Source organism: Limosilactobacillus oris DSM 4864 (assembly GCF_001434465.1).
GTDB classification, from domain to species: Bacteria; Bacillota; Bacilli; order Lactobacillales; family Lactobacillaceae; genus Limosilactobacillus; species Limosilactobacillus oris.
The window spans coordinates 58842-84409 of the sequence record NZ_AZGE01000003.1 but is presented as its reverse complement, the minus strand read 5'-3'; the positions used below and the strand labels follow the sequence as shown (position 1 = coordinate 84409).

The window sequence follows — 25568 nt, the reverse complement described above, 5'->3', positions numbered from 1 at the left end:
CCTTTCTTTATTGATATATCATGCTTTCATTATTTTTCATAGCTACACTAATATAGCAAATTAAAATCTACTTGGCAAACGATTGCGAACATCTTTCGGTTAACGGTAATCGAAAAGCCGTTGCCACTCAAGCCAGGAGGGCAACGGCCATTTTATCTTAATTGTGCGTTATTCTTCATTATTATCATCCGCGGTTGCATCAATGACAATGTCATCATCTTGGTCAGCCGTGGAATTAGCATTAGCTAGTTTTTCCCGGATTGCCGCCGTCTGTTCGTCAAAATCATCATTGGCTAGGTGGTCAACCACTTGGTCCTTCTTATCCTTAACCTTTTGACCAGCCGCCTTGATACGGTCCGTAACTCCCGCGTTATCCATTTCGGCTAAGCGCTCGTCAACAATATCCAATGCCGTTAAGGCGTAGTCAGTAACGTAATCGGCAATATCATTCAATTTACTGTTGGCCTGCGTCTGCAATTCCTGACGCTTAGCCTTAGGCAACAGCGCCCAGCTCACGGCAGTGGCAACACTTCCCAAAACGATTCCCGTTAATAATTTTTTACTCATCTTTTGCGGCCCCTTTCTTATTCTTTCGGTGCTGACGGTAACGGTTGAAAGCACTGAGCACAACCGTCTTTCCGGCAGTCTTTGCTAAGCCTAAGCCCAGCCGGTTCTTTTCACGCTGGGTTGCAACCTTTTCCGCCATCTCGTGCAGTTGATCATTGATGTCCACCACACTCTGGCTAACGTCAGCCACAGCCTTAACGGCCGGATCCAATTGACTAGACTTCTTGTTGATATCTTCTAACAAGACATTTGTATTTCCTAAAACTTCTTCAACTTCCTTGCTCAGGCTATCCATATCCTTTGTGAGCAGGGAAATACTCCGGTTGGTTTCCTGCATGGTTTTACTAAGATGGTTGATCAGAATACATAAGAAAACCACCAGGATCAAAAAGGCAATTGCAGCGATTAACCCTGCTAATTCACCAAACGTCATTCTACTCCGCCTCCCGATTGCACAATTCAGTTATATCAATGATAGCATATCACAATCCCGGGCAAAACAACAAATTCCCCCTATCGACATTCCCTCGCAGAACTTGTTACAATTAAAAAGATATACCCAAAGGAGGAACGTCCCATGATTCTTGGTGCTGGAAATGCCCAATTGAATAAACAGCTGGAACAAGTCAAACATGCCTTTACCGACCTATCCTGGAATGAAATTGGGCGGCAAATTCTCAATAAGTTGCTCTTGATTATCGTCACCGCCCTGCTCTTCTTGATTATATTGTGGTTAGGCCGCTTGATTATTAACCACCTGTTCCTTGAGTCCAAACGCTACCAACTATTAAAAAATAAAAATCGGCTGGCAACCATCCGGACGATGACGCTTAATATCTACCGCTACACCTGCTACTTCTTCTTTCTCTACGCCATTCTTTCCGAAATTGGCGTTCCCGTAGGTACGTTGATTGCCGGTGCCGGAATCTTTAGCATCGCATTAGGACTGGGGGCCCAGGGCTTCGTCAGCGACCTGGTCAACGGTTTTTTCATCCTGCTCGAGCAGCAGCTTGACGTTGGGGATACAGTTGCTATCGGCCAAATTAAGGGAACCGTGACCGCGATCGGGATCCGGACGACCCAGGTAACCAGTGCCGATGGGACCCTCAACTATATCCCGAACCGGCAAATCACGATTGTCCAAAACTTTTCCCGCAACAATATGGTGACCAACGTAGATATTCACATTGCCCCCAGTGCTAAACTCGACCAAGTCCGCCAGTTAGTAGAGGAGGCTAACCAGCAGTTAATTGCCAACACGCCTGAGCTGCGGGAACAGCCGGTCATTATTGGACCGTTGACCGTTAATGCCCAGCTGGTCTTTCGGGTATCCATCACCGTCACCAGCGGAACCCAATCTCAGGTCGCCAGCAAGTTCCTCGCGGCCTATCTGAAAAAACTTCACGCGGCTCAGGTGCCGCTATCTTGGGAAGGAAGAGAACATAGTGAAAATTAAAATGATTGCGACCGACCTCGATGGAACCTTTCTCCACGATGATCATAGCTATAACCACCGCTTATTTGCTAAGGTTTTTCGGCAACTCCGCAAGCACCAGGTGCACTTCGTCGCTGCCAGCGGTTCTAGCTACCCCCGCCTTGCCCGTGAGTTTGCACCCTACCTCGACCAGATGTCCTTCGTATCACAGAACGGGTCGGTCGTCCACCAAGGTCAGCAGCTTTTGCAAACCTATCCCATCCAAGCACCGGCCTTGGCCCGTGTCCTGCACGTCCTCGACCGCTTTTACGGGCCGCAGGATATTAACCAGCTCGTGGTCTCCGGCCCCCAGGTATCATACGTGGATCAGCGGATGGACCAGCACAACCTCGCCATCGTCAAGACCTTTTACGAGCAGGTCCACACCGTGACCGACCTGCGACAGCTCTTCAGCAACAATCCCCACGAGGAGTTTACCAAGATTTCGATTAATTTTGCTGACCACGTTGACCTCCAACGGGTAGCAGCAACCCTAGACCAGTACCTGCCAGCCTCCCTGATTATTGAAAATTCAGGGTTCAACACCGACCTCATCGGCGACGCCCGCGGCACTAAACGAAACGGGTTGGCCCTCTTGCAGGAACGGTTCAACGTTGCGGATGATGAAATCGTCACGTTCGGCGACAACGAAAACGACCTGGGGATGTTGGCAATGACGTCCCAAAGCTATGCGATGCAAAATGCCCACCAGTTAATCCGGATGCAGGCCGGTCACGTCACGGCCGCCGATAATAACCACGATGGCGTCCTCAAAACCATCCAGCAAATCCTGAAAAACGATAAGTAAATAAAACCCACCGGTAGGCAGCACTTTTTTAAGCGCACCGAACTGGTGGGTTTTGTCTAATCTTTTTCACTTACGTTATAAAAATGGTCAAAGCGATGGACGGTGTAGTTGACGGCCTTGAGCAGCTCCCGGCGGGTTACGATCCCCGTAAAATGCCCCTCACTGTCGACCACCGTCAAAAAGGACTGGTCAATCAGGAGGTGGAGGTTCTCCTCCACGTCGTAGGGGTCGGTAATCGGCGCAACATCCGTCTGCATAACATCCCCGACCCGGTAGCGGTGCAAGTTCTCGACGTTGATCTTGGCCGTTTCAATTAGGCGGTCAGTAATCATTGAGAGGGAAATCAACCCGCGGTAGTGGTTATCATTATCAACCACCACGATTTTGGCATAGTGGTTCTTGGTCAAGAGCAAAAAGGCGTGGTCAAGCGTATTAGTAACGTTTACACTGGCGACTAAACTAGCAGGAATCAGGAACTTCTCCTGGTGGGCCAGGAGTAATTCGCGCAGGTGTCTTTCAATCATAGTTCGCGCTCCTCACGAGTAAATTCCCGGTGCAGCTGGGGCTGCTGGTGCGAATGACGGTCATAAAAATCGACCGTAAAGGACTGCGGCGAAAGCTCCACTACCGCAAAGGTTCCGCCAATTCCCACATACTGGCCCCGCGGCAAGGAGATACTTCCGGGGTTAATCATCAGCATCCCCCGTTCAACTGCTGCAAACAGCTGGTGGGTATGACCAAAGCAGACAACATCAGCCCCAACCGCTTCCCCTTTAAGCATTAAGGGCGTCATTGAAGAGTTGACCCCATAATTATGACCATGGGTGACCAGGAAACGGGCACCCCCGGCGAGGACCAGCTGATTAGGGTCATAGCCCAGGTGCCAGTCGTTATTCCCAGCCACCCGGACAAAGGACTGCATTAACGAGTCACTGCTTGGGATTTCCGAATCACCACAGTGGACCATCAGGTCGACCTTCTCTTTCCAGCGGTCTACCAACTGCTCTAAAATCGCCCGGTCACCATGGTTATCACTCACAATCAATGCCTTAGTCATGCTTGCCACCACCCCGCAAATTGTTCCATGAAAGCCCGTAAGGCCCGTCCACGGTGGCTGATCTGGTTCTTTTCTGCCGGAGTCAATTCCGCCATCGACCGTCCCGGAAATTCTTTTGGCATAAATAATGGGTCATAGCCAAAACCGTTTTGACCGCGCGGCTGGGTGAGAATCTGCCCTTCCACGCGACCGCTAGTCTCTAGCTTCGCCCCATCTGGTTTCAAGGCAACAATCGTCGTGTGAAAGTGTGCCGTTCGCTGCGCTGCTGGAACCCCGGTCAGTTCCCGTAATAATTTGGCATTATTCGCCGCATCATCATGGTCCCCCGCGTACCGTGCCGAGTGAACGCCCGGTGCCCCGTTTAAGGCATCGACAACCAAGCCCGAATCATCCGCCAGTACGGGCAAGTCCAGTTTAGCCACGGCCGTTCGCGCCTTTATTAACGCGTTTTCTTCAAAGCTGGTCCCACATTCATCAATCGCAAAGCGTGGAAAGTCCGCAAGCGTCTTTACCGTCACACCGAAGGGCGCGAGCATTTCACGGTATTCCCGCGCCTTTCCCGCATTGTTGGTTGCAATCACTAGAGTAGCCATTTTCTCACTCCCCGTCTAATTTAACACTGGAACACTGCTCATAGTCGCCAGCCAGCCACTTATCCGCACCAGCTTGCAAGTCGGCAATCCGGCCGGTAGTGTAGAGGGCCGTCCGTTGCTGTCCGCCAGCTGATAATAAGCGCTTATCCGTAAGCACCTGCTTAACCGTCTGAACGGTTTCATAGGCCGGATCGATCAGGCGTACGCTTGGCCCCAACCGTCGCTGGATTTCCCGACTGAGGAAGGGAAAATGGGTACAGCCCAGGATTAGGGTTTCCACCGGCTGGGTGGCAAAGCATTGCAAAACCTTGTTCACCGCTTGCTGTGCAGCTGGCGTCCCCGTCTGACCATGCTCAACAATGGACACCAGGGGCTGGGCCGGTTGGCTAACCACTTGGACTGTGGGCTGTAATTCATGCAGCGTTCGTTCATAGGCCCCATTCTTAATCGTCGAATCAGTACCAATCACCCCGATTGTCCGGGGATTCGTTGCTAAGGCCGCGCTTGCTCCTGGCCGGATCACCCCGATGACTGGAATCGGTAGAGCCGCCTGTAAAGCGGGCAAGGCCGCTCCGGTAGCCGTATTGCAAGCTACCACCATTAGTTTTGCATCGTGACGCACCAAGAACCGCCCGATTGCCAGGGCTAGTCGGCGTACCTCCGCCTGTGTCTTTGTCCCGTAAGGAAAATGTCCCTGGTCGCCAACGAAGAGCAGGGACTCGTCAGGAAGTTCCCGGCGCAATACCCGGAGGACCGAAAGACCGCCTAGTCCAGAATCCATCACCCCAATGGGCCGTCTATCCATTTCTGCCACCTCACTATTAATCGCAAAATACTTGAAACTTTATTATCGGTTTAATAATCAAAATTTGCAAGTTTTAAAATTGCCGTTACTATCCTAATCGATTTTAAGTATAATAAGTATTGATTGTAAAAAGGAGCGAACGATAACTATGAGTCAAAAATTATATGACGAATTGATCAATAGTCCGCAGGGACTGGTTAACGGTACCCTGCGGGATGTCATCCTGCCGGCAATTCTCGGTAAGGAAACCGACGAGATGCTTTACTGGATTGGCAAGGACCTCGCCCGTCAGTACCCCGTAGCTAGTCCCGCCGAACTTATCACCTTGACTCACCAGCTTGGGCTTGGCGAGCTCACACTGGAAAAGCACAGCCCCACAAGCCAGCTCTGGCGGCTAGGAGGGCCAATCGTCGCGGGACGGATCAAAAAGGATGATGAAGAAACGTCCTTTGGCCTCGAATGCGGCTTCCTTGCCCAAGAAATCGAATTCCAACTAGGGACCGTCGTTGAAGCTAAAATCAACGACCGGCACCACGATGCCGTCAATATTTTGCTGGAAAACGACCCCCAAACGGACAGCAACTCCGAACGAGCCGAATTGGCCACGTTCATTCACTTGCAAACCACTTCCGCCGATAATGACCAGGTGCAGTCCCCCAAAGCAGGACGGCACCTTCGCAAACGGCGGTCCAGACGAGAAAAGCAGGATTAAAACTGACCATAAACAAAAGGGACTTTCCAAACCGGCTATGCCGTGCTTGGGAAGTCCCTTACTAGTTTTAAAAACTAATCTACGTATTGTTGCAAAAGCTGTTTGAGCTGTTCCTGCGGGTGGTAACCGACAATCTGGTCAACTACCTCCCCGTTTTTCTTCACCATTAAGGTTGGAATACTCATGATCCGGAACTTCCGCGCCGTTTCCTGGTTTTGGTCAACGTCCATCTTAAAGAAGTTAACTTCCGGCATTTCGTCGGACAGGGCTTCAACGACCGGTGACTGCATCCGACAAGGGCCACACCAAGTTGCCCAAAAATCGACTAACGCAACCCCTTGCGCAGTATTCTGTTCAAACGTCTGATCAGTAGTTTCTTTTACTGCCATTGTAAAGACTCCTCTCTAATTGTTTGATTCTAATTTTAACAGAGGTCAGCAATAAAAGCACGAAAAGAGCTTACTTATTATAAGTTAACGATTGTCGCTCCGTCGCCACCAGCATTCGGGGCCGCATACGAGAAGGACTTGACCCGCGGATTACTCTGCAGGTACTGCTGGGTTCCCTTCCGCAATGCTCCGGTCCCCTTGCCGTGAATAATCGTCACAGTCCCCAGGTTGTTCAGCAGGGCATGATCAATGAAGTTGCTCAACTCGCCCATCGCCTCTTCGTAGCGGTGCCCGCGCAGGTCCAACCGGGCAGAGGTCTTCCGAGTCTGCGTGGTCTTGACCGCCCGGTGCCCCGTCCGCTGCTGCTTTTCTTTTGGCAGGTCCCGCTTGGCAACCTTTTCTAAGTCCCGTTCATCGATTTCCATTTTGAGAATGCCAATTTGGACTTCCCACTTATGGTTTCCCCGCCGGCTAAGCAGTTCGCCGTGCTGGCCGTAAGATTTCACCAGGACCGCATCCCCCTTATGCAAATCATGTTTCTCCTTGGCCCGCTTCAGGACGCTGTTATGCTGGAGCCGCGGGTTATCCTGGTGGAGGGCGTTCAACGCCCCCTGGGCATCAATCAGCTGATTCTCCTTAACTCCGGCTCCCTGTTGGATTTCCAACTGGCGCAGGTGGTGGATGATCCGGTCAGCCTTACGCTTGGCCTGAGCCACCTGGTGGTTCGCCTGCGACCGAGCCCGTTCCAACAACTGGTCGCGCTGCTCATTAAAGCGGTCTAACTTTTGGTTAAGTTCTTCCTGGTCAGCCTGATTTTGGGCAACCAGCTTTGCCAGCCGCTCGCTTTCTTCCCGCGCCTGCTTCCGTTGTTCTACCAGGTCGCCAATCATTGCGTTCAAGTCCTGACTATCATCACTGACCAGCGACTGGGCCTCGCTGATGATTGCCGGGCCAATCCCGAGACGCTTGGCAATCTCCAAACCGTTTGACCGTCCGGGAATCCCCAACAGCAACCGGTAGGTCGGCTGCAGGGTCGCCTGGTCAAACTCCATACTGGCGTTAATGGTTTTGGCACGATCGTAACCATACACCTTTAGCTCCGGATAGTGGGTGGTAATCATTACCAAGCTCCCCCGTTGCCCGACTTCATCCAGGATTGCCATGGCCAAGGCAGCCCCTTCTTTCGGGTCTGTCCCGGCCCCCAATTCATCCAGCAGAACCAGGCTGTCGGCGGTCAACTGGTCAAGAATCGTCTTCACGTTATCCATGTGTCCGGAAAAGGTACTGAGGTTTTGCTCAAGCGATTGCTCATCACCGATGTCAGCAAAGACGTTATCGAAAACCCCGATCGTGCTGCCCTCCTGCGCGGGGATAAACAGGCCCGCCTGACCCATTAGTTGGATAATTCCAAGCGTTTTCAGGGTAATCGTCTTCCCACCTGTGTTTGGACCAGTAATGATTACCGTTTGGTAGTCCCCACCAAGTTTAATATCATTGGCAACCGCCTGGTCACGTGCAATCAGGGGGTGCCAGGCTTTGCGCAGGTTCACCTGGTTATCCGCAGACAGGAGCGGCAGGCTGGCCTTGAGTTCGTGGGCGTAGATTGCCTTCGCGTTAATGAAGTCCAGGTGTCCCAAAATCTGCTCGTTATTTAGGATGTCGTGCCGGTATGGTGAAATCAGGGCTGACAGTTCGGCCAATACCCGCAGGACCTCCTGCTTCTCCTCAATCTGGGCCTGGCGTAAGCGGTTATTGTCTTCCATCACCGCGCCCGGTTCAATGTACAGGGTCTGGCCGCTAGCGCTCTGGTCATGAACGACCCCGCCAAACTTATTCCGGTACCGGGCCAACACCGGGATCACAAAGCGGTCGTTTCTGACCGTCACGATCGGTTCGCTGAGGTACTTGGCACTCTTCCCCTGGGTGTACTGGGCCATCTGCTGGCGAATTTCATTTTCGGTCTTACTAATTAACTGCCGAATCCCGTGTAACTTCGCCGAGGCTTCATCGTTAATCCGCCCGTCAGGATCCACCGAACGGACTAGCCGGGTCGTCACCGACGGAATCGTTACCAGCCGGTCCACCGTCTGCTCGAGGACCCGGAGTTTGATCTTCTTCTCCCGCATCTGTTCAAAGAAGTTCTGGACGCTTAGGCTCGCTTGCAGGACCTTGGTCACCTGGGCCAGTTCAGTCCCGTTTAAGTTGGCGCCAATCTTCAAGCGTTTCATCTGGGGCTTAATATCAGCCAGCTTAGGCAGGGGCAGGCCCCCCTCTAAGCGGAGGATGTCAGCCCCATCAGTTGTTTCTGTCAACCAGGTATCCACCGTCTGGTAGTCCGTTGCCGGCATTAAGGCCGCCAGTTCCTGCTTGCCAGCAGCCGAAACAAGGTGCTGGGCGACCCGGCCTTTGATTTGTTCAAATTCAAGTGTCTCGATTATTTTATGGTTCATTCTCCTACTTCCCCTTATTCAATCGTTTGTAAAACCAGCTGGGCGAGCAGTGGCGTTTGATCAATGATTAGCCGGGCCAAGCCAGAGTTGGCGAGTTGCATTTGCCACCATTCTGCCGGCCACAGCTGCGTCACTACCAGGATCACAAAGATAATCACGTAACCAATCAGTAACGATAGGAGTCCGCCGGCCAGCCTGTCGAGCGTTCCAATCACGGGCAGTCGCCGAACCCAGTTTAATTGGCGGACTAGCCAGTGGCATAAGAATGCTACAATGGCGAAAATCAGCATGAAGGCAATCCCGTTACTAAAAAAGTGGTCTAGATCAACCGGCGCTAACAGCTGCCCAGAATACGACGAGCCGTTTGAAACATTTGGCAGCAGGTTGCCCAACCATCTGCCAACCACCGGAGCCGCTAACTTGGCTACCAGCCAGCTCACGAGGTACGTCGCGGCATAGAGGACCATCATCAATAGCCCCCGGCGCCGGCCGTTAAGAAAACAACCGACTAGAATTAAAATAATAACTGTGGTTAAAACCATTCTCTGCCATCCTTTACCTGAAAATTACTACTACGCTAATAGGGCCTAGCACCCAATCCACTGATTGTATACTAGACCCCAATTCAATTTGGCAATTGTTATTTCAGTTGTTCCAGCCCTGGTTCACCGGTCCTGGACAATCGCCGTTTCCTGATTAACCCTTGAAGTTGCCATCATCATCCAAGAAGGTGTTCAGAACCTGCTCAACCATGTCCCATTCTTTATCGTCCTCGATGGGAACGAGGTCCTGCCCGTCGCCTTCCTGGTTATCAGTGACAATGTAGGCCTGGATGTCAACTGATTCATCGTTTTCCTGTTCAGCGGGGTAAATAAAAATGTATGACTTCCCATAATCATCTGAGTCAAAAGTAAACAGTTCCTTAAACAGCTGTTCATTGCCATCTTCATCAATCAGTGTGATCATGTTTTCATCGTTATTTTGTTGTTTAGTCACTTTAACCATTCCCTTATTTTAGTTTTTGCACTAACCGGCCATGACGATCAAGGTAGCTTTGCAGGATAAAGGTTGCAGCAACCTCATCAATGACTTTTTTCTGCTTGGCCCGTGAAATATCCGCCTCTTCCACCAGCATCCGGTGCGCTTCAACAGTCGTGAGGCGCTCATCTTGAAAGTCGATTGGAATCTGGGGGAACCGTTCCTGGAGCAGCTCACCATAGTGTTTAGAAGCTGCCACCCGGGGGCCTTCCGTATTATTCATGTTTTTGGGCAAGCCCAAGACGAAGCCCGCCACCTGTTCCTTGTCGACAAGTTCGGCGACCCGGTCCAAGCCAAAGACCTCTTCATCTTCATCAATCGGAATAATCTCGACCGCCTGGGCTGTCCAACCGAGCGGGTCACTCACGGCGATGCCCACGGTCTTGGAGCCAACGTCTAAGCCCAATAGCCTCATTTGGTCTCACCATTATTCTTTAGGTACGAGCGGACCAGCTCTTCAATAATTTCATCCCGCTCATGAGCCCGAATCAGATTCCGGGCGTCATTAAGCCGCGGAATGTAAGCTGGATCTCCAGACAGCAGGTAACCCACGATTTGGTTAATTGGGTTGTAGCCCTTTTCCTCCAACGATTCATAAACCGTTTTGAGCGTTTCTTTAATATCTTCTTGGCGTTCCTGACCAAAATCAAAGAACATCGTCTTGTCATTATTAGCAGTCATCAATCGTCACCTCCAGATAGTCTCTTTAACCCAATATTTTACTATACTCGTTGTAAAATCACAATTATCCCGGCTGATTGGCAATTAAAAAAGCCGGTTCCTTCATCGAACAACGCTAATCTTCATTTAACTGCAAAACGAGCAGCCCGCCCCGCTGATTGCCAGGGTTAGAGCTGCCCGCCTAACTGCTAAATTAATTTTCGTTGTCCAGGTATTCCTTTGCCAGCTTGAGGGCGGCAGGAATACCGGCAGGATCTTTTCCACCAGCCTGGGCAAGGTTTGGCCGGCCGCCGCCGCCACCCTTAATGGCGGAAGCGATTGCCTTAATCAGGTCACCAGCCTTTAAGCCCGCCTTGACCTTTTCGTCACTGACTGCCACGAGGAGGTTAGCCTTGCCATCATTGGCCGTCCCCAAGACAAGAACATCGGACAAGCCCTTGGCACGCCAGCTATCAGCCAGTTGCCGCAGTTGACCCATCCCAGCAACCTTGACCTCGGCCACAATCAGTTTACCCTTCTTCGTCTCTTGAACATCATCAAAGACGTTGTTCGCCTGCTGGGCCGCAATCTTAGCCTGCAGTGCCTCGACCTGCTTGTTGGCCTGCTTTAATTCCTCTTGCAGGTTAGCAACCTGGTGTGGCACCTCTTTGATCTGGGCTGCTTTCAGGTCCCCCGCGACTTCTTCCAACATGGCATTGCGCTTTTGCAGGAAGTCATAGGCATCGCTGGAGGTCACCGCTTCAATCCGCCGGACGCCGGCACCGACGCCCCCTTCGGAAACAATCTTGAAAAGCCCCAGCTCATTGGTGTTTTTGACGTGGTCACCGCCACAGAATTCGGTATTGTAGTCACCAATCTTAACGACGCGGACCTTATCGCCGTACTTGTCGGAGAAGAGGGCAATCGCGCCCATTTCTTTGGCCGAATCAATGTCGGTTTCCACCGTGGTTACCGGAATTTCCTTAAAGATCTGCTCATTGACCATTGCTTCAACCGCAGCTAAGTCCTTAGCAGTAACCTGGCCGAAGTGGTTAAAGTCAAAGCGGAGGTAGTGGGCTTCGACCAGGGAGCCGGCCTGTTGGGTGTGCCCGCCCAAGACGTTCCGCAACGCTTGATCCAACAGGTGGGTCGCGGTATGGTTCTTTTCAATCTTCAGGTGCCGAGCCCGGTCAACTACCAGCTTGTAGCGGGCCCCCTTCTTGATTGGGCTCGTCAATTCAACCCGGTGTAAGTTTTGCTGGTTTGGCGCGTGCTGGACGCCAACGACCCGACCGACCTTCTTACCGTAATTATCGATAATATCACCAGTATCGGCTACCTGGCCCCCCATTTCCGCGTAGAATGGTGTGGTATCAAAGATCACTTCGATGTTCTGGTCGCTTGGCGCTGCGCTGTCGGCTTGCTGGCCATCGTGGGCCAGGCCAATCACCTTGGCATCGTCGACCGTCAAATCAGTATAGCCGACGTACTTGCTATCTTCCTTGAAGTCGGTCCAGAGGTCGGTTTGCACGCCCATTCCGTTGTCCATGTCACGCGCGTTTCGGGCCCGGTTTTGCTGCTCAGTCATCGCAGCTTCAAAGCCCGTTTGGTCAACCGTCAAGCCCTCATCAGCTGCATATTCCTTCGTCAATTCGATTGGGAAGCCGTAGGTATCGTAGAGCTTGAACGCCGTCCGGCCATCGATCTGGTTACTGCCGTTTTGCTTGGCATCAGCAATCACGCTGTTTAACAGGTTTAATCCCCCATTCAGGGTCGCACTGAAACGGTCCTCTTCCGACTTAATAACGGAAGCAATGTAATCAGCGTTTTGCAAAACTTCTGGGTAGTAGTCTTCCATAATTTTGCCAACGGTGGGAACCAGTTGTGCCAGGAATGGTTCGTCAATGCCGAGCTTCTTGCCGGCTACCACGGCCCGCCGAAGCAGCCGCCGGATGACATAGCCCCGCCCCATGTTCGATGGGAGGGCACCATCACCAATGGCAAAGGTAATCGTCCGGATATGGTCGGCAATAATCTTAAACTGAACGTCATCGGCCTTATCAGCCCCGTACTGTTTACCAGCAGACAGGGCTGCAACCTGCTTGATAATTGGCATGAAGAGGTCGGTTTCAAAGTTCGTCGGTGCATTCTCAAAGATGGAAACGACCCGTTCCAAGCCCATCCCCGTATCAATATTCTTGTGGGGGAGCGGCTCGTAAGTATTTTCTGGCGTGTGGTTAAACTGGCTGAAGACGATGTTCCAGATTTCCAGGTAGCGTTCGTTTTCGCCGCCCGGGTAGCTTTCAGGGTCATCTTCTGCCAGGTTATTGAATTCCTGCCCCCGGTCATAGAAAACTTCGGTGTCCGGACCAGAAGGCCCCTGACCAATATCCCAGAAGTTGTCTTCATCGGCAATCAAGTGGTCTTCGGCAACCCCGACTTCCCGCCATTTATTGTAGGCATCATGGTCTTTCGGGTAGTAGGTAATGTAGAGACGGGCTGGGTCAAAGCCGAACCAGTCGTCACTCGTCAACAGTTCCCAGGCCCACGGGATGACCTCATTTTTAAAGTAATCCCCAACGGAGAAGTTGCCGAGCATTTCAAACATCGTGTGGTGGCGCGCCGTCTTCCCCACGTTTTCAATATCGTTGGTCCGAATACTCTTCTGGGAGGAAGTCATCCGCGGGTTATCCGGGACGACCTTCCCGTCAAAGTACTTCTTCATCGTTGCCACCCCAGAATTAATCCATAACAGGGTCGGATCATTGACTGGGACTAAGGACTGGCTTGGCATTACCTTATGACCGTGCTGTTGGAAAAAGTCCAGGTACATCCGCCGCACCTGCGCACTGTCCAACTGTTTCAGCTTTTTCACGCTACTCTCTTCCTTTCAAAAAACAAAAACCATCCCTGCTAACAAAGACGCCGATTGACGCGGTACCACTTTGCTTGCAACGATGGAATTCGTTTACCTCTTTATTTCCCTCACGGGAGTTTTATCCAGTTTTTTGGATGGGGAGCACCCGCTAACCGTCACTCAACCGTCACAGCGACCCGGTTGTTTCTGTCAATGACGAATCAACGGACATATCCCAAACGAACCATATTATAGCGGACCCCCGCGCAAAAATCAACGGTCGGCACGTTCACGCCGGTGCTGCCGTTGTCGCTGCCGCTTGGCCTTTCGGATTTTATGACGCAGTTCAAGACGCCGCTTTTGCTGCTCATCATCCTTGATTGCCCGCTTGATTCGCTTCTTATAGCCCGGTTTGACCTTCCGCTTGGCTTTCTTGACGTAGCCCTTCATTGACGGGTCAAGTTCCTCTTGCCGCCGCCGAAACTTTTTCCGCCGGTTCCGGTCATGGGTAGTTACCAAGCGGCCGTTTTTGACTTCCTTCGGCACAAACTTGATTCCCCGGTCTTCCAACTTGGCAATCAACTCATCTTCGGCCGGCTCGTAAAGGGTGATCGCCGTGCCAGTCATCTGGTTACGGCCGGTCCGCCCCACCCGGTGAACGAAGTATTCCAGGTCAGTCGGCAAGTCATCATTGATTACCAAAGAAACCCCGTCAATATCAATTCCCCGGGCCGCCAAATCGGTTGCCACCACATACTGGTAGTCTAAATTACGGATCTGGCGCATCACCCGTTTCCGCCTCCGGGGTTCCAGTCCCCCGTGAATCAGCGCTACCTTTAACCCCTGCTCGCTAAGGTAGCGGGTCAGTTCTTCTGCCCGCTCCTTGGTGTTGGCAAAGACGAGGGCCAGGTATGGTTCCCCCATCGTGAGCAGCTGGTAAATCAGCTGGTTGCGGTCATGGCCCTTAGTCGATAGCAGCCAGTTCTCTACGTCTGGATTAATGACCGTTGCCGTTGGGATTTCCTCAATCACCGGGTTCGCCATGTACTTTTTCAGAAACGGCCGGAGCTTCTCCGGAATGGTAGCAGAAAAGACCATCATCTGTAAGTTTTCCGGGAAGCGCCCCGCAATCTGGTCGACCTGTTCCAAGAATCCCATATCAAGAGTCATATCCGCTTCATCGACCACGAACATTGTGGCGGTATGCACGTCCAGGTGCTGGGACTTAATCAGGTCCAATACCCGTCCCGGCGTTCCAATCACTAACTGGGGTTGCTTGCGCTCCAACTGGGCAATCTGGTGCTGCTTATCCGTACCCCCAACGTAGTTATGGATGGTCAACGGCTGGTCAGCAAACTGGTTTAACTGCTTGGCAGCATTGTAAATTTGGTAGGCCAACTCCCGGCTCGGGGTCGTGATGACCGCCTGAACTTCCTGAACAGCCGGGTCGATCCGGGAAAAGAGCGGCAGTAAAAAGGCGTGGGTTTTCCCGCTCCCGGTAGCCGACTGCCCAACCACGCTCTTTCCTGCAAGGATATCTGGGATGACTTTCTCCTGCACCGCAGTAGGTTCGTGGAAGTTAATTGCCGTTACAGCTTTTACCAAGTATGGTTTGAGCTTAAAATCACTAAAAGTTTTGCTCGTCATGGGCGCCTCCTTATTCATTTTTTGTCAGTTGATCTAATTCGGCAATGACCTGCTTGATCTCCGCCTCGTCCTTGGCCTTAGCACCACTAGCCAGCGGGTGGCCACCACCATCGTGCTTCTTCGCTAGCTCATTGATTACCGGCCCCTTAGAACGCAACCGAATCCGGTAGTGGCCGTCCGCCTGCTCAACGAAGATGGCCCAGGCACGGACGTCCTTAATCCGTCCCGGCAGCGAAACCACCGCCGAGGTCCCTGCTTCGGTCAGGCCGAACTTCTCAAGGAGGTCATTCGTTAACACGACGTAGGCGGCACCGTGGTCTAAAATTGTCAGGTGCTCGTAAACGTAGGCCGATAGACGGGCCACCGGCAGGGTAATCTCATCTTCCCGCCGACTAATCTCGGCCGCATTTGCTCCGGCAGCCATCAGCGCCCCCGCGACTAGCATCGTCCGGGGAGTTGTTGCTGGGTACAAGAAGCGGCCGGTATCGCCGATAATTCCCGCATAAAGGGCATGGGCGGCCTTCTTAGGCAGGGTTAGCTGGTCGCTAAAATGCTGGTAGAAATCGTAAATCATTTCTGAACAGCTTGACGCGTCTGGTTCGACCCACATCAGGTCGCCGAAGGGTTCATCATTCGGGTGGTGGTCAATTTTGATCAACTCGTCACCGTTGTTAAACCGTCGGTCATCGATCCGGGGAGCGTTGGCCGTGTCGGTGACAATCACCAGGGCATCATTAAAGGTTTCACCGTCGATGTCATCCATCGTTCCAATCCAGTCAAAACCTGGAATATGCTTTCCTACCAGGTAAACCTGCTTGTAAGGGAAGGAGGCCTTCAAGATTTCGCCGAGCCCCACCTGGGAACCGATGGCATCCGGGTCCGGCCGCTGGTGCCGGTGAATGATAATTTTATTGTACTTTTTGATTTGTTCAAGAATCTGACTTAACTGGTCCGCCATAATAATTACTCCTTCGCACTCCATAATTGTCTAAGAATTAAGTATAACAGGATTTGCATCCTGATTCTATCAAAAACGTAACAGAATGGGCGTGGTCAGGCAAGTCAGCGTTTGAACTGCCAGCCAGTTGCTGCCTTGAGGCATTATTAGCTTTAAATATAGACAGAAGCCGTTTACGACTTCGTTTTCGAGCCCCCGCGAACACAAATAGGGCTTCAGAGATTGGCAAAGCCGAACTCTGAAGCCCATTTGCGTACCACGCTATTCGCTTTTTATTAAAGTAATAGGACTTATATCACAGCCCCCTGAACTAAAATCTTAAATATTAATTACTTCTTGTCAACAGCGTGGCCACCGAAACCATTCCGTAATGCCGCAACGACCTTCCCGTCAAAGGTATCCTCTTGCATGGACTTGAAACGCGCACATAATGCTTCGTAGATAACTGGCGTTGGCACGTTGTGGTCCATCGCATCAGCAATCGTCCAGTGTGCTTCACCACTACTGTGCATCCGACCTTGGATTTGGTCTAAGTGTGGGTCCTTTTCAAAGGCATCCTGCGCCAGTTCCATCAGCCAGGACCGGATAACAGAACCGTGGTTCCACAGCTTAGCAACAGCGGCGTTATCGTAATCGAAGTCTGATGCTTCCAGGATTTCAAAGCCTTCACCAATGGCTTCCATCATCCCGTATTCGACCCCATTGTGAACCATCTTGAGGTAGTGACCGGAACCGGCCTTACCAGTGTAGAGGTAGCCATCCTTTTGGGCAATGCCTTCAAAGAGTGGACGAATCCGTTCAAAGGCTTCCTTGTCGTCGCCACCGATCATGAAGTTACCGCCTTCAAGGGCACCACGCCAACCACCAGAAGAACCACAGTCAAAGAAGTGAATTCCCTTTTCGGTCAGCAAACGGTTGTGCTTCAGTGAGTCCTTCCAATAAGTGTTACCACCATCGATCACAATGTCGTCGGCAGAAAGCTTTTCCGCCAACTGAGCCATTGTAGCGTCGGTTGGCTTTCCTGCAGGAACCATTACCCACACAGTCCGTGGAGTGTCCAGCTTTTCAATCATTTCATCCAAGGAAAAAGCAGTTTCGGCACCGTATGAACCGGCTTCCTTAACGGCATCTTGGTTCAAATCGAAAGCAACAACATCGTTACCGTTACGCAGCATGTTTTGGGCAAGGTGAATCCCCATCTTTCCCAGACCAATCAATCCAATTTGCATCTCAAAAGTTCCTCCTGTCGTAGGTCAGCCTGCTAAGTTTAGTTAGCAAGCGAAAAGCTAAATAACGGGACCTTTTTGCTAATAAAAAAGCCCTTAACTAATTACCAGTTAAGAGTTTCGCATGTTTTCATAAATTAGTCAATTATTATTTTGACTCCTGGTCGTCGTCAGCAGACTTAGCATCCGCAGCGTCATCAGTAGTCTCTGTTTCAGCAGCGTCATCTTTGCCAGCACTGGCCTGGGTTTCAGCCGCTTGTTGAGCAGGCTGTTCAGCTTCACCAGCCCGCTTGAGGACCCGGGCAATTGCTACCATATCAAAGGTTAAATAGATTCCTTCACAGTCAAGAGTTACGGTCTGGTTTTCCTTGTTGACCTCGTCAATCTTACCGTGAAGACGACCGATGGTAACCACCTCGTCGCCCTTGTGAAGCTCATTCATCATTTCCTGGTGCTGCTTACGTTGCTTCTGTTGTGGCCGGATCATAAAGAAGTACATCAAAGCAATCATCAAAACAATCAGGATGATGCTGGAGTAACCACCGGTATTAGCAGCAGCTAAAGTTACAAAACTATTCACGATATTATCCATTCCTTTCGCCAAATCTCTCTTTTAACTTTACCAAACTTTTTATAAAAAAACCACCGTTAGTAGTCAATTGCTAGGTCAGCCATCAATTCTGCCAGCCGCCCAGCCGCGATAGCTTGGCGGAGGCGGTCAACCAACTGGTTAAGCACAAACAGGTTGTGGACTGTCAACAATCGGACCTCCACTGGTGACTGCTCTTGGAGGAGCTGGTGCAGGTATGCCCGGGAATAACCCGCCTGGCAAGTTGGGCACTGACATCCCGGCACCAGTGTCCGGGAGTCGCCTGCCAAGTGTTCTTGGGTCAGGTGCAATCGTTTTGTCCCCAGGTAGGCAGTGCCATGGAGCGCGGTCGTCGCCGCACAGTCGCTATCAACAATGTCCATTCCCTGTGCAATTGCCATCAGTACCTGCTCTAACGCCCCACAGGCAGGTAAATAGCGCAGTCCCTCCGTAGGGAGCATCGCAACGATTTCACCGATTACCCGTCGTTGTTCAGCCAATTTGACGGCCCCATCAACCCCTAAGAGGGCATAGCCACAAGGGTGCGTTGCCTGAGCCGCGGCAACACTGGCCTGGCGGACCCGTTTCAGGCCGCCCCCAACTACCGGCGCCAGCGTATTCAATGACTGCTTGTCCATTCCGAGCCATTCGGCCGTCTGCTGGGCAGCTGCTTGCAAATCGTCGACGGGGGCATAGTAATCATCCCAGCGGGCAAAGCCAACCAGCAGATCACAGCCCAGCAGCCGTTGCCATTGTTGGGCTAATTGGGGCGTATACATTTTTTGCTGCCCCGTCACTGGCTCGTGAAAACTAACCCCTGTTTTCTTGCGACCACGGGGTTTGGCCCAGTGGTAAGCCTGGTCTGCTCCAGAGGCCCCAACAACGATTCCCGGCCAGCGCAAGTGCTCATGGATATCGGCAAACCCGAGTTGCTCTGGTTGCCCCTGGGCCCCGAGCCAATATTCTAAGGCCGACTGCTTGATGGCCTGCGTCCCTAGTGCTGTCAATTCATCGCTGGTGAGAATTGCGGGCACCATTCCGGTTTGAACCAGCATGGGGGTGGTGGCCGTCCGGGATCCTAACTGTAAGTGGCCAGTACGGGCATTGCCGCTCTCTGCCTGGATGTTAAATTTAAGTTTGCTCTCCATATTATTTTCCCTCATCCGTTGGATAATTAATTCCCAGGTGGTCATAGGCTGCTGGCGTGACCACCCGTCCACGGGGAGTTCGACTAATGTAGCCAATCTGGATCAGGTAGGGTTCGTACATTTCTTCAATCGTATTGGTTTCTTCACCAATATTAGCAGCAATTGTTTTCAGACCGACCGGCCCGCCCTGGTAGAAATTAATCATCGTCAACAACATTTTCCGGTCGATTTCATCAAGGCCGCGGCTATCCACCTGGAGGAGATCGAGGGCCTGTTTGACGATAGCGGCATTAATCGCCTGCCGGTGAGCAACCTGGGCAAAGTCCCGCACCCGTTTGAGCAGCCGGTTAGCAATCCGGGGAGTTCCCCGAGAACGCAGGGCCAGTTCATGTGCCCCCTGCTCCTCAATTTGGGTATCAAAGATCCGCGCCGATCGAAAAATAATTTGTTTCAGCTCGTCCTGGTTGTAGTAGTTCATGTGCTCAACAATCCCAAACCGGTCCCGCAACGGCGCCGACAGCATTCCGGCCCGGGTCGTTGCTCCAATCAAGGTAAAGGGCGGCAAGGGGAAGTGGACCGGGTGGGCGGTTGGCCCTTCCCCGACCACAATGTCGATATAGTAATCCTCCATTGCCGAGTAGAGCATTTCCTCCACGACCTTGGGCAGGCGGTGAATTTCGTCAATGAAGAGAACGTCTCCAGGCTGGAGTTCGTTTAGCAGGGCCACAAGGTCGCCCGGTTTTTCAATTGCCGGGCCGCTGGTCGTCTTGATGTTCACAGCCATTTCATGGGCAATGACCATCGCCAGCGTTGTCTTCCCCAGGCCCGGTGGACCGTACAGCAAGACGTGGTCCAAGGCTTCTTCCCGTTCCTTGGCTGCCTTGATGTACACCCGCAGCTTATTTTTGAGCTGCGCTTGACCGATATAGTCCTGAAGATTCTGGGGACGGAGGGTGAGTTCGATCTGCTCCTCCGCTTCATCTTGGGACTGGTCAGATAGCACGTCGTTTTGCTTCTCGTTCACGATGATCCTCCCCTCATTGGTTTAGCAGGCGCAGTGCTTGCCGCAAGTACTCGTCGGTCGATTGTTGCTCCTCACCCAGCTGCTTACCGATCTTTTTAACCTCCCGCTCCTTGTAGCCCAACGCTTTAAGGGCCGCTAAGGCATCCGCCAGTGCCGGGTTAGCCGTTGCACTGACTGGCTGCTGGTCAAACAGGCTGCCAGCAGTAGCGGCCGCCAGCTTATCTTTCAAATCCAGCACAATCTGTGAGGCCGTCTTTTTACCGATTCCCGGAAACTTCGTCAGATAGCCAATGTTATTGTTAGCAATTGCATCCACCAGTCCCTGGTGGTCAGGGTTGGCCAGAATTGCCAAAGCACTCTTCGGGCCAATTCCCGAAACGTTGATCAGCTGCATAAACAACCGTTTTTCCGCCTGGTCACTAAAGCCAAACAGGGAAATGTCATCGTCTCGGACAGCCTGGTAGACAAACACCCGGACGGCCTTGGCTGAATCCTCATGAAAGCGGTAAGGGTTGGCCACCAATAATTTGTAACCAACTCCCTGAACATCTACCACGATGTACTGGGGGGCAACAATGCTAATGGTTCCCGTTAAATATTCATACACGTCAGAAAACTCCTTTATCACTAAAAATCATGGTCGTCGAAATCGTCAGCATACGGAACATGGGCTTCCTGGATCCGTTTAAACATCTTTTCGAGGTCGCGGTCGTTAAAATGAACCGTTACGGGACGACCGTGGGGGCAGTTAAACGGATTCTCACACTGGGGAAGCCGGTGCAAGAGTGCCCGGGCTTCCCGATCGTCCAGGTGGTGGTTAGCCTTAATCGCACGTTTGCAGCTCATCATGATGGCCGTCTTCATCCGAAATTGCTGGACAGTCAGCTTGCCGTCCTTAATGATCCAATCAATCATTTCCCGGACGGTATCCTCTTCTTGCCCCTCTTTAAACCAGGTCGGGTGTGACCGTAGCAAGAAACTGTTTTGCCCAAAGTGTTCTAGGTGCAGGCCAACACTTGCTAAGACGTCAGCATGGTTGCTGATGGCCAAGGCATCAACCGTCGAATAGTTCAACACTAGCGGAACCAGGAACGTCTGCTGGTCAGCACTGACCTGACCAATTTCCTGCCGGTAGCGCTCATAGTTGATCCGCTCCTGGGCGGCATGCTGGTCTACGATATATAAGCCATCACTAGCTTGGGCTAATAAAAAGGTCCCCTGGAGCTGGCCGATATATTGCAGGTCTGGAAAGCGTCCCGTCTCCTGGTCGCTCTTGTCATGAACGTCCAGTTCGAGGTTTTCCGTCTGGACTGGCGCGGTTGGCTGACTGTCAGCGGCTGGCCTTCCCGAATCATTAAACAGTGCCGGCAGGCTTTCGTCTTGGTAACGAGCATCAAACTCCTTCATCCGGGCAGAATTTAGTTCACTGCTCTGGTGGATAATCACCGGGGCCGGGATTTGGCTGTCGACCGTATCCGCCCCGGCCTTTGCCGTGCTCATTGGCTGAGGCGGTGTCACTCCCGCGGCTGCGCTGGACGCTCCTGCCGTGTCAGCTTGGTCAACCCCGTAGGAAGCCGCCGCCTCGTTCAGGCGCCGGTTAAGGTCGTCAACTAGGTCCGGATCTGGCTGGGGGGTAAACCGGTCCGCGTCCACGTCAGGAATTAGGTTTTCCTGGGCAATCCGCTGGCGAATGGTTTGCGCAATCAGCTTAGCTAGCTGGTCCTCCTTGCTCAGACGGACCTCCCGTTTTGCCGGGTGGACATTGACATCCACCAGGACCGGATCCAAGTCAATGTTAATGACGGCCACCGGGTAGCGCCCCACCATCAGCTTTGACTCGTAGCCCTGGATAATCGCCTTAGTCAGGGCATAATTACGGACGTAGCGGTGGTTAATCATTATCGTAATGTACTGGCGGGACGCCCGGGTTAACTCCGGCAGGGAAACAAAGCCGGTTACCCGAAAATCATTATCGGTCCCCTGGACAGCCAGCATCTTCCGCCCCGCTTGAATTCCGTAAATCGTTGCGATTACCTGCTGGAGGTTATCGTTCCCCGCCGACCGAAAGATTTCCTTCCCGTTATGGGTAAAGCTAAAGGCCACCTGGGGGTTAGCGAGGGCCAGCCGGTTGATAATATCAGTAATTCGAGCCAGTTCCGTCTGGGGAGATTTGAGGTACTTCAAGCGGGCTGGCGTGTTGAAGAAGAGTTCCGTCACCCGGACGTCAGTTCCCCGCCGGGCCGGTGCTGGTTGGTTGGCAACCAGTTTGCCACCCCGGAGATGGACAGTTCGGCCAGCGGTTGCGTCCGCAATGGCCGTCGTTAGTTCGACGTCTGCAACCGAAGCAATGCTGGGCAGCGCCTCCCCGCGAAAGCCCATCGTCTGGACCCGAAAAAGGTCTTGGCGGCTATTGATCTTACTCGTGGCATGGCGCTTAAAAGCTAATTCCACGTCATCAGCAGCGATTCCCTGACCGTCATCAATCACCCTAATGCTATCAAGGCCCGCATTTTCCACGATGATGTCAACCCGTTTGCTCTGAGCGTCCAGGGAATTTTCCACCAGTTCCTTCACAATTGAGGCTGGCCGTTCAATTACTTCCCCGGCAGCGATTTGATCAGCTAAAATATCATTCAATTCATGAATCTGCCCCATTCGCCTTCACACCTCACTTTAGTTTTTGCTGCCAGTCATACAGCTGGTTCATTACCTCCATCGGCGTCATCCCCATCAGGTTAAGCTCCTTCAGCTGGTTAAGCACCCGTTCCTCTTTTTTATCCAGCTTCTTGGCGGCCGGCTGGGGGTTAAACAATTCCATTTGGCCGTTCTGTTCAACTAGCGGAGCTGCCGCTGCGGGTGCTTCCTGGACCCGGTCGTTTGGCTGGGCCGCAGGCTGTTGCGGAGTCGGTTGGTTGGTCGGGGCTGCCCCTTTCTTAGCCAGCTCGGCTTCCTTATTCTCCAATTTCTGCAGGATCTGGTCGGCACGCTTCAGAAGTGGCGCGGGCATGCCAGCCAGCTTGGCAACGTGGATCCCGTACGACTTATCTGCTGGCCCCGCACTGACCTTGTGGAGGAAGACCAGCTCACCGTTCTTCTCCGTTGCCCCCACGTGAACATTCTTTAAGCGGGGAAGAGTCTCTTCCAGGCTGGTTAGTTCATGGTAGTGGGTGGAGAAAAGGGTCTTGGCGCGAACGTGCTGGTGGACATACTCAATTATTGCCTGGGCCAGGGCCATCCCATCGTAAGTAGCGGTCCCACGGCCAATCTCATCAAAGAGGATCAGGCTCCGGTCCGTGGCGTGACTCAGGGCATTGTTAGCCTCCATCATCTCCACCATAAACGTACTTTCGCCGGAAATCAGGTCGTCCGCCGCCCCAATCCGGGTAAAGATTTGGTCAAAAATCGGCAGCTCAGCCCGGCTTGCCGGAACAAAGCACCCCATCTGGGCCATTACCGCCGTCAGTGCTAACTGCCGCATATAGGTACTCTTCCCGGACATATTAGGTCCCGTAATCAGCAGGATATCCGTGTCGTCCCCCATCTGGACGTCGTTTGGAACGTATTCCTGGTGGCCCATAAACTTTTCTACCACTGGGTGGCGCCCGTCTTTAATCTGTAACTGGTGACCACTATTCATTATCGGCCGTACGAAGTGGTAGTCTTCACTGACCACGGCAAAGCTCTGCAAAACATCCAGTTCGGACAGGGCCTGGGCCAATTTTTGCAGCCGCTGGATCTGTTCCTTGACCTGCTCACGAATCTTCACGAAGAGGTCGTATTCAAGGGCCACTGACTTCTCCTGGGCGCCGAGGATTAGGGCTTCCTTTTCCTTTAGCTCCGGCGTAGAAAAGCGCTCCGCGTTGACCAAGGTTTGCTTTCGTTCGTACCGGTCCCGTGGGATCTTATCCAGGTTGACCTTGGTAACTTCGATAAAATAGCCAAAAACATGGTTATAACCAATCTTCAAGTTATTGATACCAGTGACCTGCCGCTCCTGCTCTTGAAGGTCAGCGATCCACTGCTTGCCGTTGTTCATGGCATCCCGGTACTGGTCTAACTGGTCATTGTAACCATCCTTAATTACCCCACCATCCGTGACCGCAATCGGCGGCTCTTCCACGATGGCCCGGTCAATCAGGTCGGCAATATCCGTCAAGGGGTCTAAGCGGCTAGTAAGGTCTGTAAAAACGGGGGAGTCCAGGGTTTCGAGGACGTACTTAATCTTGGGGACCTGCTCCAAAGACGTCTTTAGCTGAATCAGGTCCCGGCCATTGACACTCCCGTACGCGACCCGGCCAGCTAGACGTTCCAGGTCATAGACCTTAATCAATTCTTCCTGAAGGTTGCTCCGTTCGAAGTAGTGGTCAAGCAGCTCGGCCACTTTATCCTGGCGCTCCTTAATTGCCGCCGGATCAATCAGCGGCCTGTCCAGCCAGCGTTTTAAAAGCCGGCTGCCCATCGCCGTTTTGGTCTCGTCTAACAGCCAGGATAGGGTTCCCTGACGCTTCCCGCTACGGAGGTTGGTCATCAGTTCGAGGTTCGTCTTGGAATAATGATCAATCTTCATAAACGAACTAGGTTGGTAAGCAATCGCCCGCTGCATATGGGCAAGAGAACGTTTTTGCGTCGTCAGCAGGTAGGAAACCAGGAGGCCTACCACGTGCCGCTGACCTGCGGCTGTCAGGTCCTGGGTCAGGTAGCTGATCTCCGACCGCTTGAGAATTTCCGTCTGCTGGGAAAGCAGGATGTGCCGGCTGTCCAAGGCAGCTTTGAGGCGGGCGGGCAGGTCCCCCTCCCCGACGACTTCCTTGCTTTGGAGGTTGATCAGTTCGTTAATGACCCCCTCGACGCTGCCTAAGCTGGTCGTTTTCAGTTCCCCCGTCGACAAGTCGGTGTACGCCAGGTTAAACTGATTATCCGCCTGGCTAATTGCCGCCAAATAGTTGTTCTGCCGCGCTTGATCGCCATTGAGGTCCATCTGGGTTCCTGGAGTAATCAACCGGGTTACGGCCCGTTTGACCATTCCCTTAGCCTTCTTTGGATCCTCCATCTGTTCACAGATTGCCACCTTGTAGCCCTTGTCAATCAACACGTCAACATAGCTTTCAACGGCCCGGTGGGGAACCCCACACATTGGAATTGGATTTTTGGCACTGTGATTCCGGGTCGTCAGAGTCAGCTCTAGCAGCTGAGCCCCCTTCACCGCATCTTCGTTAAAAAGTTCATAAAAGTCACCAAGGCGATAAAACAGGAAAGCATCTGGATACTGGTCCTTGACCTTCTGATACTGTTCCATCATTGGTGTTTGTTTCTTTGCCAAAAAGTTCACCTCATTAAAAACTCTGCGTAATTTACATATGACAATTATATTTTTTGTGTCTCGTCAGTGCAAGCAGGGCACCGGGGATTTAAAAAACAAGAGAGGAGGATAGAAACTATTGGCCTAGTTCGTAATCCCACCTCCGTTGATGTGCAGCCAGCCTCCTGCGGATTGCACTATTAACTTTAAAATAGCAAAGAGGTTGAGCTGAGTCCCAACCTCTTGCTTGATAACGCTGGCTGATTG

General features: G+C 52.3%; 25 protein-coding genes. 3 read left to right on the top strand and 22 right to left on the bottom strand.

What is annotated here, in order from left to right; genetic code table 11:
* Positions 1-168 precede the first annotated feature (168 nt).
* Together FC49_RS02880 and FC49_RS02875 are read right to left on the bottom strand one after the other, a co-directional pair.
* A complete protein-coding gene (locus tag FC49_RS02880) occupies positions 169-567 on the bottom strand; it encodes a hypothetical protein (RefSeq protein ID WP_004564573.1) in 399 nt (132 codons plus the stop codon).
* The gene (locus FC49_RS02875) at positions 560-1000 is read right to left on the bottom strand and encodes a DUF948 domain-containing protein (RefSeq protein WP_003714979.1); all 441 of its coding nucleotides are present in this window, start codon (positions 998-1000) and stop codon (positions 560-562) included. Before FC49_RS02875 ends, FC49_RS02880 begins: the two co-directional genes overlap by 8 nt.
* A 144-nt stretch (positions 1001-1144) precedes the next feature.
* On the opposite strand from FC49_RS02875, the gene FC49_RS02870 reads away from it, so the two are divergent.
* Positions 1145-2023, top strand: coding sequence for a mechanosensitive ion channel family protein (locus FC49_RS02870; RefSeq protein WP_003714977.1), 879 nt, complete (start codon positions 1145-1147; stop codon positions 2021-2023).
* On the top strand, positions 2013-2849 hold the full coding sequence (locus FC49_RS02865) for an HAD-IIB family hydrolase (protein ID WP_003714978.1): 837 nt from the start codon (positions 2013-2015) through the stop codon (positions 2847-2849). Before FC49_RS02870 ends, FC49_RS02865 begins: the two co-directional genes overlap by 11 nt.
* A gap of 56 nt (positions 2850-2905) precedes the next feature.
* Here the strand turns inward: FC49_RS02865 and cbpB are convergent, their stop codons facing one another.
* From cbpB to murI, 4 genes are read right to left on the bottom strand one after another with little or no spacing between them, the layout of a single operon-like run.
* A complete protein-coding gene (gene cbpB, locus FC49_RS02860; RefSeq protein WP_003714347.1) occupies positions 2906-3373 on the bottom strand; it encodes a cyclic-di-AMP-binding protein CbpB in 468 nt (155 codons plus the stop codon).
* Complete coding sequence (locus FC49_RS02855; protein ID WP_056984109.1) at positions 3370-3906, bottom strand: metallophosphoesterase; 537 nt, start codon at positions 3904-3906, stop codon at positions 3370-3372. Before FC49_RS02855 ends, cbpB begins: the two co-directional genes overlap by 4 nt.
* The gene (locus FC49_RS02850; RefSeq protein WP_056984107.1) at positions 3903-4499 is read right to left on the bottom strand and encodes an XTP/dITP diphosphatase; all 597 of its coding nucleotides are present in this window, start codon (positions 4497-4499) and stop codon (positions 3903-3905) included. Before FC49_RS02850 ends, FC49_RS02855 begins: the two co-directional genes overlap by 4 nt.
* Before the next feature lie 4 nt (positions 4500-4503).
* A complete protein-coding gene (murI, locus tag FC49_RS02845) occupies positions 4504-5304 on the bottom strand; it encodes a glutamate racemase (protein WP_056984105.1) in 801 nt (266 codons plus the stop codon).
* A gap of 148 nt (positions 5305-5452) precedes the next feature.
* Between murI and FC49_RS02840 the strand changes: the two genes are divergently transcribed.
* Positions 5453-6016, top strand: a complete 564-nt coding sequence (locus tag FC49_RS02840; protein ID WP_056984103.1) for a DUF2507 domain-containing protein — start codon at positions 5453-5455, stop codon at positions 6014-6016.
* Between the two features lie 74 nt (positions 6017-6090).
* Here FC49_RS02840 and trxA read toward each other — a convergent pair whose 3' ends face one another.
* The 16 genes from trxA to mutS all read right to left on the bottom strand — a co-directional run bounded on the left by trxA (position 6091) and on the right by mutS (position 25322).
* On the bottom strand, positions 6091-6405 hold the full coding sequence (gene trxA / locus FC49_RS02835; RefSeq protein ID WP_056984101.1) for a thioredoxin: 315 nt from the start codon (positions 6403-6405) through the stop codon (positions 6091-6093).
* A gap of 77 nt (positions 6406-6482) precedes the next feature.
* A complete protein-coding gene (locus FC49_RS02830; protein WP_056984099.1) occupies positions 6483-8855 on the bottom strand; it encodes an endonuclease MutS2 in 2373 nt (790 codons plus the stop codon).
* A gap of 14 nt (positions 8856-8869) precedes the next feature.
* Positions 8870-9397: a CvpA family protein gene (locus FC49_RS02825; protein ID WP_056984097.1), complete on the bottom strand. Its 528-nt coding sequence runs from the start codon at positions 9395-9397 to the stop codon at positions 8870-8872.
* A gap of 154 nt (positions 9398-9551) precedes the next feature.
* On the bottom strand, positions 9552-9860 hold the full coding sequence (locus FC49_RS02820) for a DUF1292 domain-containing protein (protein WP_003714426.1): 309 nt from the start codon (positions 9858-9860) through the stop codon (positions 9552-9554).
* A 4-nt stretch (positions 9861-9864) separates the two neighbouring features.
* Positions 9865-10308 (bottom strand): Holliday junction resolvase RuvX, encoded by a 444-nt coding sequence (ruvX, locus tag FC49_RS02815; RefSeq protein WP_003714418.1) that lies wholly within the window; start codon positions 10306-10308, stop codon positions 9865-9867.
* Complete coding sequence (locus FC49_RS02810) at positions 10305-10574, bottom strand: IreB family regulatory phosphoprotein (protein WP_003714378.1); 270 nt, start codon at positions 10572-10574, stop codon at positions 10305-10307. Before FC49_RS02810 ends, ruvX begins: the two co-directional genes overlap by 4 nt.
* Positions 10575-10767: 193 nt before the next feature.
* Positions 10768-13428, bottom strand: a complete 2661-nt coding sequence (gene alaS / locus FC49_RS02805) for an alanine--tRNA ligase (protein WP_056984095.1) — start codon at positions 13426-13428, stop codon at positions 10768-10770.
* Positions 13429-13683: 255 nt separating this feature from the next.
* Complete coding sequence (locus tag FC49_RS02800; RefSeq protein ID WP_056984093.1) at positions 13684-15057, bottom strand: DEAD/DEAH box helicase; 1374 nt, start codon at positions 15055-15057, stop codon at positions 13684-13686.
* Positions 15058-15067: 10 nt separating this feature from the next.
* Positions 15068-16015 (bottom strand): DHH family phosphoesterase, encoded by a 948-nt coding sequence (locus FC49_RS02795; RefSeq protein WP_003714960.1) that lies wholly within the window; start codon positions 16013-16015, stop codon positions 15068-15070.
* Between the two features lie 329 nt (positions 16016-16344).
* Complete coding sequence (gene gnd, locus FC49_RS02790) at positions 16345-17244, bottom strand: phosphogluconate dehydrogenase (NAD(+)-dependent, decarboxylating) (RefSeq protein ID WP_003714385.1); 900 nt, start codon at positions 17242-17244, stop codon at positions 16345-16347.
* 145 nt (positions 17245-17389) lie between these two features.
* Positions 17390-17833: a preprotein translocase subunit YajC gene (gene yajC / locus FC49_RS02785; RefSeq protein ID WP_003714446.1), complete on the bottom strand. Its 444-nt coding sequence runs from the start codon at positions 17831-17833 to the stop codon at positions 17390-17392.
* Between the two features lie 56 nt (positions 17834-17889).
* A complete protein-coding gene (locus tag FC49_RS02780; protein ID WP_056984091.1) occupies positions 17890-18978 on the bottom strand; it encodes a tRNA-ribosyltransferase family protein in 1089 nt (362 codons plus the stop codon).
* Between the two features lies 1 nt (position 18979).
* A complete protein-coding gene (ruvB, locus tag FC49_RS02775) occupies positions 18980-20002 on the bottom strand; it encodes a Holliday junction branch migration DNA helicase RuvB (RefSeq protein WP_056984090.1) in 1023 nt (340 codons plus the stop codon).
* 13 nt (positions 20003-20015) lie between these two features.
* Entirely contained in the window at positions 20016-20609 is a 594-nt protein-coding gene (ruvA, locus tag FC49_RS02770) for a Holliday junction branch migration protein RuvA (RefSeq protein ID WP_056984087.1), read from the bottom strand.
* A 20-nt stretch (positions 20610-20629) separates the two neighbouring features.
* A complete protein-coding gene (gene mutL / locus FC49_RS02765; RefSeq protein WP_056984084.1) occupies positions 20630-22657 on the bottom strand; it encodes a DNA mismatch repair endonuclease MutL in 2028 nt (675 codons plus the stop codon).
* 13 nt (positions 22658-22670) lie between these two features.
* The gene (gene mutS, locus FC49_RS02760) at positions 22671-25322 is read right to left on the bottom strand and encodes a DNA mismatch repair protein MutS (RefSeq protein ID WP_056984082.1); all 2652 of its coding nucleotides are present in this window, start codon (positions 25320-25322) and stop codon (positions 22671-22673) included.
* Positions 25323-25568: the final 246 nt, after the last annotated feature.

Bases quoted from the DNA above. Each gene is read 5' to 3' on its own strand.
- FC49_RS02820 (WP_003714426.1), bottom strand. From the start codon at position 9,860: ATGGTTAAAGTGACTAAACAACAAAATAACGATGAAAACATGATCACA.
- FC49_RS02870 (WP_003714977.1), top strand. From the start codon at position 1,145: ATGATTCTTGGTGCTGGAAATGCCCAATTGAATAAACAGCTGGAACAA.
- FC49_RS02855 (WP_056984109.1), bottom strand. From the start codon at position 3,906: ATGACTAAGGCATTGATTGTGAGTGATAACCATGGTGACCGGGCGATT.
- FC49_RS02830 (WP_056984099.1), bottom strand. From the start codon at position 8,855: ATGAACCATAAAATAATCGAGACACTTGAATTTGAACAAATCAAAGGC.
- FC49_RS02800 (WP_056984093.1), bottom strand. From the start codon at position 15,057: ATGACGAGCAAAACTTTTAGTGATTTTAAGCTCAAACCATACTTGGTA.
- FC49_RS02825 (WP_056984097.1), bottom strand. From the start codon at position 9,397: ATGGTTTTAACCACAGTTATTATTTTAATTCTAGTCGGTTGTTTTCTT.
- trxA (WP_056984101.1), bottom strand. From the start codon at position 6,405: ATGGCAGTAAAAGAAACTACTGATCAGACGTTTGAACAGAATACTGCG.
- gnd (WP_003714385.1), bottom strand. From the start codon at position 17,244: ATGCAAATTGGATTGATTGGTCTGGGAAAGATGGGGATTCACCTTGCC.
- cbpB (WP_003714347.1), bottom strand. From the start codon at position 3,373: ATGATTGAAAGACACCTGCGCGAATTACTCCTGGCCCACCAGGAGAAG.
- FC49_RS02850 (WP_056984107.1), bottom strand. From the start codon at position 4,499: ATGGCTACTCTAGTGATTGCAACCAACAATGCGGGAAAGGCGCGGGAA.
- yajC (WP_003714446.1), bottom strand. From the start codon at position 17,833: ATGGATAATATCGTGAATAGTTTTGTAACTTTAGCTGCTGCTAATACC.
- FC49_RS02840 (WP_056984103.1), top strand. From the start codon at position 5,453: ATGAGTCAAAAATTATATGACGAATTGATCAATAGTCCGCAGGGACTG.
- FC49_RS02875 (WP_003714979.1), bottom strand. From the start codon at position 1,000: ATGACGTTTGGTGAATTAGCAGGGTTAATCGCTGCAATTGCCTTTTTG.
- FC49_RS02780 (WP_056984091.1), bottom strand. From the start codon at position 18,978: ATGGAGAGCAAACTTAAATTTAACATCCAGGCAGAGAGCGGCAATGCC.
- FC49_RS02880 (WP_004564573.1), bottom strand. From the start codon at position 567: ATGAGTAAAAAATTATTAACGGGAATCGTTTTGGGAAGTGTTGCCACT.
- murI (WP_056984105.1), bottom strand. From the start codon at position 5,304: ATGGATAGACGGCCCATTGGGGTGATGGATTCTGGACTAGGCGGTCTT.
- ruvX (WP_003714418.1), bottom strand. From the start codon at position 10,308: ATGAGGCTATTGGGCTTAGACGTTGGCTCCAAGACCGTGGGCATCGCC.
- FC49_RS02810 (WP_003714378.1), bottom strand. From the start codon at position 10,574: ATGACTGCTAATAATGACAAGACGATGTTCTTTGATTTTGGTCAGGAA.
- mutL (WP_056984084.1), bottom strand. From the start codon at position 22,657: ATGGGGCAGATTCATGAATTGAATGATATTTTAGCTGATCAAATCGCT.
- FC49_RS02795 (WP_003714960.1), bottom strand. From the start codon at position 16,015: ATGGCGGACCAGTTAAGTCAGATTCTTGAACAAATCAAAAAGTACAAT.